This window comes from Lentzea indica, from assembly GCF_012184385.1.
Taxonomy (GTDB): domain Bacteria; phylum Actinomycetota; class Actinomycetes; order Mycobacteriales; family Pseudonocardiaceae; genus Lentzea; species Lentzea indica.
In genome coordinates, this window is sequence record NZ_VSRL01000277.1 from 1 (window position 1) to 10,908 (window position 10,908).

A 10,908-nucleotide genomic window follows, 5' to 3' on the forward strand; every position below is an offset into this window, starting at 1 on the left:
CCGGCGCGCGAGCGGGACGACGGGAGACCGCGCGCACCCGGACGAGACGGCGGGCCAGCGCCGCCGTCACCGCCGTGCCCACGAAACCGGAGGCGCCCAGAACCGCGACGCACATGTCACCTTTCTGCCGCATTCCTGCCCTTTCGGTCACGGAAGAAAGCTCGAACGTCACCGACGAAGAGTTCCGGTTGTTCGAGCGCCGCGAAGTGACCGCCCCTGTCGAATTCGGTCCAATGGGCGATCGTGGGCAGATCGCGTTCGGCGAGCCGCCTCACCGGAACGAACAGGTCGTGCGGGAACACCGCCACCCCGACGGGAACCTCGATCGGTTCGCTGCTGGACCCCGTCTGCAGCTCCTCCACGTACTCGCGGTAGATCTGCGCCGACGGTCCGGCGGTGCCGGTGAGCCAGTAGATCATCGCGTTGGTGAGCAGGCGGTCCCGGCTGACGGCGTCCTCCGGAGCGGTCGCGGAGTCGGTCCACTCCCAGAACTTCTCCATGATCCAGGCGAGCTGCCCCACCGGTGAGTCGGTCAGGGCGTAGGCCACCGTCTGCGGGCGGGTGGCCTGCAGCTTGAAGTAGCCGCTCAGCTCGTTCTCGAACCGCTGGAGCCGCCCGAGGCGTTGCTGGTCCGCCTCGCTGAGCGCGACCAGTTCCGCCGGGTCGCCAGAGGGCGGTGCGATGAGCATGCTGCAGTGCGCTCCGACCACGTGATCGGGCGCGATCCGCCCCAGTTCCAAGGAGACGAACGAGCCGAAGTCGCCGCCTTGGGCGCCGTAGCGGTCGTACCCGAGCCGCCGCATCAGCTCCGCCCACGCCCTGGCGACGCGGTTGATGTTCCACCCAGGTTCGCGGGCGGGCTCGGAGAACCCGAACCCCGGGATGGACGGAACGACCACGTGGAACGCGTCAGCGGGGTCACCGCCGTGCGCGGCAGGGTCGGTCAGCGGGCCGAGCACGTCCAGGAACTCGACGACCGAGCTGGGCCAGCCGTGTGTGAGGACGAGCGGCAACGCCTCCGGTTCCGGTGACCGCACGTGCAGGAAGTGCACGTGCACGCCGTCGATCTCGGTCGTGAACTGCGGTATCCGGTTGAGCTCCTCCTCGGCCGCGCGCCAGTCGTACTCGGTGCGCCAGTAGTCGGTCAGCTCCGCCAGGTACCCGACGGGCACACCGCGGTCCCAGCCGTCGCCCGGCGACTCCGGTGGCCAGCGGGTGTGGGTGAGCCGACGGTCGAGATCGGCCAGCGCCTCCGGCGAGACATTGATCCGGAAAGGCTTCATATCCGTCCTCCAGCCGTGCCGAAAGTGAATGAACGGGCGGGCCTCCCGAAACAAACTAAGCGGCGCCGCGGCGGCCGGGCAATGGAGCTGACGACTATTCGGCACCAACGAAGAAGACAAAAACAAGATTGCCTTTTTCGAAGAAATCGACACCTTGCCGAAGGCAGTCGCACATGATCGAGGACCTGCCGCGCCGATTGGCACAGCAGGTCCTCGATGTGGTTCCTTCTACAGGTCAGGCGGACGGGCCGGCGACGCCGACCACATTGCCCTCCGGGTCGATGAACTGCCCGACGGTGAACTCTCCCGATTTCGGCTCGGGGCCCAGCAGGCGCTGGCCGCCCAGGCTCTCGGCCTTGCTCAGCGCTTCCTCCACGTCGGGCACGCCCACGTAGAACAGCACCCGGTGCTCGAAGCCCTCGCCACCGCAGACGCCGCCGTTGATCCCGTCCCCGTCACCGGTCGTGCTGCCGTCCACGAAGTGGTAGTTCCCCGGCTGCGAGACCTTCTCGCTGATGGCGTCACCGGTGCTGAACTGCCAGTCGAAAAGACTGCCGTAGTAGTCGCGCAGCTTGTCGGGAGTGCTCCCGATGATCTCGAAATGCACCACGGGAAGACCCATGTCCAGTCCAATCGTCTCATCGTCGGGCCCGCTGAACGGACCCCTCACCCTGAGGTCGAAGCCGCGGGCCGGGAAGCGACATCCATGGCCTGGCGAGTTCCAGGGAGATCAGGCGCGGGCGGCGACGAGCTCCTCGAAGACCCTGACGGTGTCGTTGGGGGTGGGGCTGGCCAGGTGGTCGTCACGCAGCCGTGCGGCGTTCTCGCGGTAGCTCGGTTCGGTCAGCACCCGCACGAGGTTCTCCCGCAGCAGGTCAGCCGTGAGCTGGTCGGCGTCGGCGACGTACTCACCGGCACCCTGCTCCTGCAGCCCGTTGGCCAGTGCGATCGACGCCCACCACTTCTCGTTCCAGTAGATGTTGGGGATGATCAGCTGCGGGATGCCCGCCACGAGCGCGGCCGCCATCGTGCCGTAGCCGCCGTGGTGGACGATGGCCGAGCAGGTCGACAGCACCACGTTGAACGGCACGAAGTCGACCACCTTGACGTTGTCCGGCACCGTGGTCGCCGAGGCGATCTGCCGGCCGTTGAACGTCGCGACGACCTCCACGTCGAGGTCGGCGACCGCCTCGAACAAGGTGTCGAGCAAAGCGGTCCGGCCGAAGTCGTAGTCCCGGTGCGAGATGCCCTGGGTGATGCACACCCGCGGGCGCTCGGGCTGCTCGTACATCCACTTCTCTGTCCTGTGTGGACCGTGGAAGGCGATGGCCCGCGTCTGGACGTAGTCGACGTCCTTGGGCCGGTAGGTCCACGAGGGCCAGCCGATGATGGTCCGCTCGCCGATCATCACGCCCTCGTCGTACTTGTGGCCGTACCGCTCGAGGACGGGCGCCAGCCAGTCGCGCATCGGGTCTTCCTTGCCCTCGCTGCGATGCAGGCCACCGCCCTCGCCGTAGACGTCGGCACGCAGCTGCGCCAACGCGTCCGTGCCCCACAGCATCCGGGCGTCGAACGCGCCGGCCTCACGGGCCGCCAACGACGCTCCGAACATGAACGGGTCCCTGATCACCAGGTCCGGGCGGAAGTCCCTGGCCACCTGCACGAGATCGTCGTAGATGCTTTCGTGGTGGAACAGGGTGCTGGACCCGAACGCCGTCAGCCGCAGCTCCTCGAGCGGGTCCTTCACCAACCGGTAGTCGGTCTGCGCCGGCCTGTACACGGGCAGGCCCGACCTGTCAGGGCCGCGGTCGGGCTCGGTCGACGACATCATCGGATCCATCGGGATCGCCCTGCCCACCGGAACTCCGGTGAACCCGATCGCCCCGATCGTGTCGAGGAGGTCCGGTGCGGCCGCGACCCGGACGTCGTGCCCTGCGGTGACGAACGCCGACACCACGGGCGTCATCACGTACAAGTGCGCCTTGAACGGAGCGACCACGAACAGCACACGCATCTGGCTCTCTCTTTCCGCGAGGGGTGATCGGGTCAGGCGGTGGAACTGGTGCCGGGTGCGCGGGCACTCGCCGGCAGGGGTGCTCCGGGTGCGGGCCGCAGAACGGCGTGCCGCAACACACGACGCAGCATCGCCGGACGCATGAGTGCGTCCGGCCGGTCGAGCAGGCCCGCCACGCGCATGAAGCCCTCGGTGACCTTCGGGTCCTTGGTCGCCGCGTACTGCAGACGCGCCATGTAAGCGTTGCCGACACGCACTTTCAGCGGTCGCGGCCCGGTCACGCCGGGGAAGTCCAGGTCCCCGCTGACGGAGATCTCCCACGGCGTGTCATGATGCGGGACACCTCGGTGAAGAACTCGCCCGCGTCCGGCGTGACGCCGAGCCGCAGGCGGTCGCGCAACGCCATCGCCTGCATCGCGGCCACGCTCATCCCTTGGCCGTAGACGGGGTTGAAGCTGCACACCGCGTCGCCCAGGACGAGGTAGCGCTCGGGGAACCTGGTCAGCTTCTCGTAGTGCCTGCGCACGCTGGCCGGGAACCGGAAGCTGACCGGGTCGTTGACGGGTTCGGCCTCGCGCACGGTCTCGTAGATCTGCGGCACCGGCAGGCTGCGCACGAAGTCGAGGAAGGCGTCCGGGTCGGTCGGCGGGTGATCACCGAGGACACCGGTCAACGACAGGTTCACGAGGTCCGGGCCGATCTTGCCGAAGAACGCGCCGCGCGGGTGGGACGGTCCGGCGATCTGGTTGATCGACGGGATCCCGTCGAGCATTCCCGGGTACGGCCGGTAGTGCCGCGTCGTGTACGCCAGGCCGATCTTGACGGTCGTCTCCTCCGGGCGCCGGTACCCCAGCTCCTCCAGCCAGACGGGGGTGCGTGAGCCCCGGCCGGTGCAGTCCACCACCAGGTCGGCCGTCAGCAGCAGGTCGTCCTCGCCGTCGCCCGGTGCGACGCGGACTCCCGTGATGCGACCGCGGTCAGCGCTCGCCACCACACCCAGGATGGAGTGCCGTTCGAGGAAGGTGACGTTCGGCAGTGCCGCGACCGAGGCCCGCAGGTGCGCCTCCAGAACGGGCCGGGGAGCCATCACCGAGAGCAGGCCCGTGTGCGCGGCCCGGAGTCGCCGCGCGTTGAGGTACCAGTGCATCTCGGCGAGGTCGCAGGTGGGGATCCCGGCCGCGACGAGGCCGTCGGTCAGACCGGGGAACAGCTCTTCGAGGACCTGGTGGCCACGGGCGTGCAGGGCGTGCGCGTGGATCGTGTGCGGGGTGCTGCGCCGGGGTTCGCTGACGCCGAGCACCTGGTCGCGGTCGACGACCAGCACCTCGGCGTAGAAGTCGGCCAGCACCCTGGCCGCGAGGATCCCGCCCAGGCTCCCGCCGAGGACCACGGCACGATTTCCGATCCGGCCTTTGGACATGGCCTCCTCTTCCTTGGGGCACTAGGTCTGTTCAGTCCTTCTTCAGCAGCCGGCCGAAGGCCTGGACGTCGCTGACGAACAGGTCGGGTTCCTCCATGGCGGCGTAGTGCCCGCCGCGGTCGTGTTCCGTCCAGTGCACGATCGTCGGGAAGTCCCGCTCGGCGAACCGGCGGATGGCGACGAACGCGGCTCGGGGGAAGACCGCCACGCCCATGGGGGCCTCGATGGTCGGGTACCTGCCGACCGGCAGGTTGATCGGCAGCTGCGCGGCGGACTCGTAGTAGGTCTGGTTCGACGAGCCGGCGGTGCCGGTCAGCCAGTAGATGGTGACGATGGTCAGCAACTGGTCGCGGTCGACCGCGTCCTCCGGCACCCGCTCGGAGTCCGTCCAGTCCTTGAACTTCTCGACGATGTACGCCAGCTGCCCGACGGGCGAGTCCGTCAGGGCGTACGACACCGTGTGCGGGCGCGTCGAATGCAGCTTCATCGTGCCCGACAGCTCGTCGTTGAACCGTTGCGAGTGCGCCAGCCTGGCCTGGTCGGTCTCGCTCAGGTCCACCAGGTCTGCGGGGTCCTCGCTGGGCGTGGTGGCGAGCATGTTGAGGTGGACACCCGCGACGTGCTCGGGATCGACCAGTCCGACGAGGATCGAGATCGGGGCGCCGAAGTCACCGCCCTGCGTCACGTAGCTGCCGTAACCGAGCTGACGCATCAGCTCGGCCCACGCCCGCGCCACCCTCATCAGGTCCCACCCGGTCTGCGGCGTCGGACCGGAGAAGCCGTACCCGGGAATGGACGGGATGACGAGGTGGAAGGCGTCGGCCGGGTCTCCGCCGTGTGCGCGCGGATCGGTCAGCGGACCGATGACCTTCGTGAACTCGGCCACCGATCCCGGCCAGCCGTGGGTGATCAGCATCGGCGTCGCATCCGGCTCCGGTGACCGGACGTGCAGGAAGTGCACGTTCGCACCGTCCAGTTCGGTCATGAACTGCGGGTACCGGTTCAGCTCCGCCTCCGCGGCACGCCAGTCGTAGGACGTGCGCCAGTACTCGGCCAGGTCCTTGAGGTACGCCGTCGGGACGCCGCGGTCCCAGCCGGTGTCCGGCAACCGCTCCGGCCACCTGGCATCCGCGATCCTGCGGTTCAGGTCGTCCAGGTCGGCCTGCGGGATCTCGATTCGGAAAGGCTTCATGCCGGCTCCTTGTCGCACGGGGACTCCTGGTCGACCCCGTCGACACTTCCACCGGCTTTTCCGCTGCCGCATCTTCTGACATGCGGTCCGTCCGGCATGGAGGAAGAAGCGCAGCAACGCTCCTTTCCCCACCACCTCCGGCCGTCCGGCAAGCCCGCATCATCGAAGATGCCCCGTCCCCGCACGGCTGCCTAACGTCGAGGGCGACAGAAGGAAACCCCGTCAGCGCAGGAGGCGTGCATGGAAGGCCGTTGCCCGTACAAACTCGACGTGACCGGTCAGGACGTGCACGGCGAAGCGAAATCGTTGCGGGAACAGGGTTCTGGCATCGCCATGGTCCAGCTTCCCGGTGACATCAGGGGATGGGTCGTGGTCGGCCACGCCCTGGCGATGGAGCTGCTGACCAGTCCCAAGGTGTCGAAGAACCCGCGGATGCACTGGCCCGCCTGGATGAGCGGGGAGATCGGGGCGGACTGGCCGCTGGCCAGCTGGCCCACGATGGAGAACATGACCACCGCGTACGGCGAAGAGCACCAGCGCCTGCGCCGGCCCGTCGTCAAGGCGTTCACGCCGAAGCGCGTCCGGGCCATGCAGCCCTACATCGAACGCACCGTGCAGCGGCTGCTCGACAACCTCGCCGCGACTCCTCCCGGTGAGGTGACGGACCTCAAGCGCAACTTCTCCTACCAGCTGCCCGCGACGATCATCTGCGACCTGTTCGGCGTCCCCGAGGAGGACCGGGCCGCGGTTCTGCGCGGTGGCGAGAAGACGCCGGACTCGTCGCTCACCCCGGAGGAGGCCGAGGCCAACATCCGCGACTGGCACGAACAGTTCGGCAAGCTCATCGCCTCCAAGCGGGCGCATCCGGCCGACGACCTGACCAGCGACCTCGTCAGTGCCGTCGGCGAGACCCAGCTGACCGACAACGAGCTGATCGGCACCCTGTTCGTCGCGCTGGGCGCCGGCTCCGAAACGGTGATGAACCTCGTCACGCACGCCGTGCTCAAGCTGCTCACGCATCCCGAGCAGCGGGCCATGGTGGCCGACGGGCGCGTGTCGTGGGACGACGTCATCGAGGAGACGCTCCGGCTGGAGTCGCCGCTCAACATGCTGCCGCTGCGCTTCGCCGTGGAGGACCTCCACCTCGACGGGGTGACCGTGCCGAAGGGCGACCCCATCCTGATGGGGTACGGCGCGATCGGGCGGGACCCCGAGGTGCACGGTGACTCCGCGGAGGAGTGGGACGTCACCAGGGAGAACAAGGAACACCTGAGCTTCGGCTACGGCACGCACTACTGCTTCGGCGCGCCGCTCGCCCGCCTGGAGGCCAGGATCGCCCTGCCGGCCCTGTTCGAACGGTTCCCCGACCTGCGGCTGGCCGTCGAGCCGGAGGAGCTCGACTCGCAGGGGACGTTCATCATGAACGGCCACAACACGTTGCCCGTGATCCTCACGAACGCCCCGGTTCCGGTCGCCGCGGGCTGACCGGCGTCCGCGCGTCCCGGCCGGTCACGACCGGCCGGGACACCGGGATGTCCACATCCACAACAGACTGTCCACAAGAGATCCGCCGCTGGTCTCCGGGGGAACCAGCGGCGGATCGGTGTTCGGAGCGGTCAGGGCGCGGCCACGGGACTGTTCTGGTAGGCGGCCAGCCGCCAGTCGCCGTCGTGCCTGACCACCACCCAGGTCGCGCGGATGGCGCGGTCGGCGGACACCTCGGTCTCCCCCGGCGCCAGCACACCGCCCCTGGTGATCACCAACGCGGAATCCGGTGTGAGGAAACGGAGATCGATCGGCTCGCCGGTGACCCGGGTTCCCTTGAAGCGCCCCGCGAAGGCGTCCGACATGAACTCCCGGATCTGGTCCTGTCCCTTCTGGAACACCCCGGGCAGGATCATCGTCCCGTCCGGGGTGAACGTCCTGGCGAACGCGTCGCCGTCCTGCTCAGCCCAGGCCGCGACGATCCGGCCGGGGACGGCGGCGACAGCTTCCTGGTCACTGCCAACGTTCGTGGTCATGTCGTTCTCGTCTCCACTTCCTCGGTGTGGCAGGGAACTGTGCACAACGGCCGGTGCAGCCGAGCGGTCAGGACCCACGATGCCAGCCGCGGCCCGCCGCCCGCATCTCCCTGATTGCCTTGCCAGCAAAGTGAATCGCCCGACGCACGGTGTGCCACACTGGCCAGGTGAGTCCTCGCCGAGCCGACCCGAAAGCCCGACCGGCGCTCATCGACATGGCCGCCCGGCTGCTTGCCGAGAAGGGGCCGCAGGCGTTGTCCGCCAGGCAACTCGCGGCGGCGGCCGGAACCTCGACCATGGCCGTGTACACCCATTTCGGTGGAATGAGCGGGCTGGTGCGGGAGATCGTGCACGAAGGCTTCGCCCGGTTGCAGCGGCACATGACCCAGGTCGGGCACACCGACGACCCGGTGGCCGACATGGCCACGCTGGGCCGGGCGTACCGGCACAACGCCCAAGCCAACCCGCACCTGTACGCGGTGATGTTCGGCGCGTCCTCGCTCGGCGGTTTCTCGTTGAGCGAGCAGGACCGCCACCACGGCCGCTACACGCTGGTCAACGTGGTCGAGTGCGCGAGCCGGTGCATCGCCACAGGCCGCTTCCGGCAGGCGAACGCCGAGCTGGTCGCGCACCAGATGTGGAACGCGACCCACGGCCTGGTCACCCTGGAGCTTGGCGGGTACCTGATCCCGCCGCTGGAGGCGGGCCCGTGCTTCGAAGCGCAACTCGTGGGGCTGATGGTGGGCGCAGGCGACGAGCTGGCAACCGCGGCCCGGTCCGTCGAGGCGTCCGCCGAGCGGTTCGCCCGCGACATCGGTGCCGCGGCGGAAATGCCGATGGACAGCAGCGGCGGAGAAGACTCCCGGTCGGCTCGCCGTTAGCCTCGAACGCATGCGAGCCAAACGTTCCTATGCTGATGGGTGTGTGATGGCACACGCACTCGACCTCGTCGGCGAGCGTTGGGCGCTGCTCGTGATCCGCGAGCTGCTGCTCGGCCCGAAACGGTTCACCGACCTGCGGTCCGGGCTGCCGGGCATCAGTCCCAACATCCTGACCCTGCGCCTGCGCGAGCTCGGCGATGCCGGGATCGTCCGGCACGGCACGCTCCCTCCGCCTGCCAGCCACCAGATCTACGAACTGACCCCGTACGGCCGCGAGCTGGAGACGGTGATCGAGGGGTTCGGCCGGTGGGCCCTGCGGTCGCCCTCGTTGTCCCTGACCGGCACTCGCAGCAAGGACTCGCAGGTGCTGCTGCTCAGCATCCTGTTCTCCCCCGCGGCGGCCGGGAACGTCACAGTGGACCTCGGGCTGTGCCTGTCCGGTGAGCACTTCCGGATGCGCGTCGCCGACCGGCGGATCAGCCTGAGCCGCGGGCTGGCGAGGGATCCCGACGCGACGGTCGAGACCAGCGTGCGGGTGCTGCACGCCCTGTTGAGCGGAAAGCGGTCGCTCACCGAGCTCGTCGGTTCCGGGGACATGAGCGTCTTCGGCGACCGCGCGGCGGTCGAGCGGCTGCCGGGCTTGTTCGCGTACCCGCGGAACATCGGCGCCGCCTGAGCCGCGTCACAGCGGGACGTTGCCGTGCTTCCTGGGGGTGGGGCTCTTTCTCTTGTCCGCCAGCATCTCCAGGGCGTTCGCCACCACGGCGCGGGTGTCAGCCGGATCGATGACGTCGTCCACCAGGCCGCGTTCCGCCGCGTAGTACGGGTGCACGAGGTCCGACTTGTACTCGCGGATCAGGTTGGCGCGCAACGCCTCCGGGTCGGTGCTGGCCGCGAGGTCCTTGCGGAACAGCACGTTCACCGCGCCTTCCGCGCCCATCACCGCGATCTCGTTGGTGGGCCAGGCCACGGCGTAGTCCGCGCCGATGGACCGGGAGTCCATGACGATGTAGGCGCCACCGTAGGCCTTGCGCAGGATCACCTGGATCCGGGGCACGGTCGCCTCGCAGTAGGCGTACAGCAGTTTGGCGCCGTGCCGGATGATCCCGTCGTGCTCCTGGCCGGTTCCCGGCAGGAAGCCGGGCACGTCGACCAGGGTGACCAGGGGGATGTTGAAGGCGTCGCAGAAGCGGACGAACCTCGCGGCCTTCTGCGCGGCCGCGATGTTCAGGACGCCGGCCAGCACGAGCGGCTGGTTGCCGACGATCCCGACCACGGTGCCGCGGATCCGCGCCAGCGCGCACACCACGTTGGGCGCCCAGTGCTCGTGCGGCTCGACGAAGTCCCCGTCGTCCACCAGCTCGGTGATCACCGCACGGATGTCGTACGGCCTGTTGGGCTCGACCGGCACGATCCGGGCCAGCGCTGGGCGTTCGTCGCCCGTCGCATCCGCGACAGGCGAGCTCGGCGGGCTTTCCAGGTTGTTGCTCGGCAGCATCGACAGCAGGTAGCGCACCTCGTCCAGGCAGCTCTGCTCGTCCTCGTGCACGAACGTGGCCACGCCCGACTGTCTGCTGTGGACTTCCGCGCCGCCCAGCTCCTCGTGGGAGACCCGTTCGCCGGTGGCCGCGTGCACGACGTCCGGCCCGGTCAGGTACAGCTGCGCGGTGCCCCTGACCATGAACGTGAAGTCGGCCAGGGCGGGCGAATAGGCCGCTCCCCCCGCGCACGGACCGAGGATCACGCTGATCTGCGGGATCACCCCGGACGCCTCGACGTGCCGGCGGAAGATCCCGCCGTAGCCGTCCAGGGCCATGACGCCCTCCTGGATCCGCGCGCCACCGCTGTCGTTCAGGCCGATCAGCGGCGAGCCCGTGGCGAGCGCCAGGTCCATCACTTTGTGGATCTTGGTGGCGTGTGCGGCCCCGAGTGAGCCGCCGAGGATCGAGAAGTCCTGTGCGTACACGAAGACCCGCCGGCCGTCGACCGTGCCCGACCCCGCGACCACCCCGTCGGTGTGCGGGCCGAGCGACGGCATCCGCAGGCCCGCGCCCAGGTGGCGGCGGAACGGCTCGACCTCGACGAACGAGCCGGGGT

General features: G+C 69.0%; 11 protein-coding genes. 3 read left to right on the forward strand and 8 right to left on the reverse strand.

The genetic code is table 11. From position 1 onward, the window contains the following. Positions 1-116 precede the first annotated feature (116 nt). From FXN61_RS41415 to FXN61_RS41435, 6 genes are all read right to left on the reverse strand, one after another. Positions 117-1,283, reverse strand: coding sequence for an epoxide hydrolase family protein (locus FXN61_RS41415; RefSeq protein WP_167979319.1), 1,167 nt, complete (start codon positions 1,281-1,283; stop codon positions 117-119). 235 nt (positions 1,284-1,518) lie between these two features. After that, a complete protein-coding gene (locus FXN61_RS41420) occupies positions 1,519-1,905 on the reverse strand; it encodes a VOC family protein (RefSeq protein WP_167979320.1) in 387 nt (128 codons plus the stop codon). Positions 1,906-2,013: 108 nt separating this feature from the next. Then, positions 2,014-3,297, reverse strand: a complete 1,284-nt coding sequence (locus FXN61_RS41425) for a nucleotide disphospho-sugar-binding domain-containing protein (RefSeq protein WP_167979321.1) — start codon at positions 3,295-3,297, stop codon at positions 2,014-2,016. A gap of 32 nt (positions 3,298-3,329) precedes the next feature. Then, a complete protein-coding gene (locus FXN61_RS56000) occupies positions 3,330-3,578 on the reverse strand; it encodes a hypothetical protein (RefSeq protein ID WP_312878408.1) in 249 nt (82 codons plus the stop codon). Next, complete coding sequence (locus FXN61_RS41430) at positions 3,575-4,717, reverse strand: FAD-dependent oxidoreductase (RefSeq protein WP_312878409.1); 1,143 nt, start codon at positions 4,715-4,717, stop codon at positions 3,575-3,577. The genes FXN61_RS56000 and FXN61_RS41430 overlap by 4 nt, the downstream gene beginning before the upstream one ends. Before the next feature lie 31 nt (positions 4,718-4,748). After that, complete coding sequence (locus tag FXN61_RS41435; protein WP_167979322.1) at positions 4,749-5,909, reverse strand: epoxide hydrolase family protein; 1,161 nt, start codon at positions 5,907-5,909, stop codon at positions 4,749-4,751. 240 nt (positions 5,910-6,149) lie between these two features. Here FXN61_RS41435 and FXN61_RS41440 point away from each other — a divergent pair, with 240 nt between their 5' ends. Further along, entirely contained in the window at positions 6,150-7,394 is a 1,245-nt protein-coding gene (locus FXN61_RS41440) for a cytochrome P450 family protein (protein WP_167979323.1), read from the forward strand. A 131-nt stretch (positions 7,395-7,525) separates the two neighbouring features. On the opposite strand, the gene FXN61_RS41445 is transcribed toward FXN61_RS41440, so the two are convergent. Then, positions 7,526-7,930 (reverse strand): SgcJ/EcaC family oxidoreductase, encoded by a 405-nt coding sequence (locus FXN61_RS41445; RefSeq protein WP_167979324.1) that lies wholly within the window; start codon positions 7,928-7,930, stop codon positions 7,526-7,528. Between the two features lie 167 nt (positions 7,931-8,097). Here FXN61_RS41445 and FXN61_RS41450 point away from each other — a divergent pair, with 167 nt between their 5' ends. After that, the gene (locus tag FXN61_RS41450) at positions 8,098-8,811 is read left to right on the forward strand and encodes a TetR/AcrR family transcriptional regulator (RefSeq protein ID WP_167979325.1); all 714 of its coding nucleotides are present in this window, start codon (positions 8,098-8,100) and stop codon (positions 8,809-8,811) included. Between the two features lie 46 nt (positions 8,812-8,857). Continuing rightward, a complete protein-coding gene (locus FXN61_RS41455; protein WP_167979326.1) occupies positions 8,858-9,487 on the forward strand; it encodes a winged helix-turn-helix transcriptional regulator in 630 nt (209 codons plus the stop codon). Positions 9,488-9,493: 6 nt separating this feature from the next. Here the strand turns inward: FXN61_RS41455 and FXN61_RS41460 are convergent. Further along, on the reverse strand, positions 9,494-10,908 hold a 1,415-nt coding region (locus FXN61_RS41460; RefSeq protein ID WP_167979327.1), incomplete at its 5' end, for an acyl-CoA carboxylase subunit beta.